The 515-nt window shown below is 70.3% G+C and carries 1 pseudogene; it reads left to right on the top strand.

Annotation, left to right across the window (positions count from 1 at the left end):
* Positions 1–515 (top strand): annotated as a pseudogene (locus WKR98_RS29220) (autotransporter adhesin); the annotation flags it as partial.

Genomic DNA, 515 nt, shown 5'->3' with positions numbered 1-515 from the left:
ACGAACGAAGCGGGCCTGGCGCAGGCGGACTCGTCGGCGCAGGGCCAGGGCAGCACGGCGGTGGGGTATCACGCGACGGCCACGGCGACCAGCGCGCTGGCCTTGGGCCGGGATGCGCAGGCCAACCATGTGGACAGCGTGGCGCTCGGAGCCGACTCGGTAACGGCCGCGGCGGTCGGTACGGCGAGCGGGACGATAGCGGGGACGACGTATGGCTTCGCCGGGGCGACGCCGTCCAGCACGGTGAGCGTTGGCTCGGTGGGCACCGAGCGTACGATCACGAACGTGGCGGCGGGTCGGCTCTCGGCCACGAGCACGGACGCGGTCAACGGATCGCAGCTGTATGCGACGAACCAGGCGGTCGAAACCCTGAACGAGGGAGCGGTGCAGTACGACCGCAATCCGGATGGCAGCGTGAACTACGAGAGCGTGACGCTGAATCCGGGCGGCAACCCGACGACGATCAGCAACGTGGCGGCGGGCGAGCTGTCGGCCACGAGCACGGACGCGGTCAA

Origin of the sequence: Pigmentiphaga sp. YJ18 (assembly GCF_038066655.1) — a bacterium.
Taxonomy (GTDB): Bacteria; Pseudomonadota; Gammaproteobacteria; order Burkholderiales; family Burkholderiaceae_B; genus Pigmentiphaga.
Note: the sequence above shows the minus strand (reverse complement) of the source record. Positions and strands in the feature narration are given on the sequence as shown.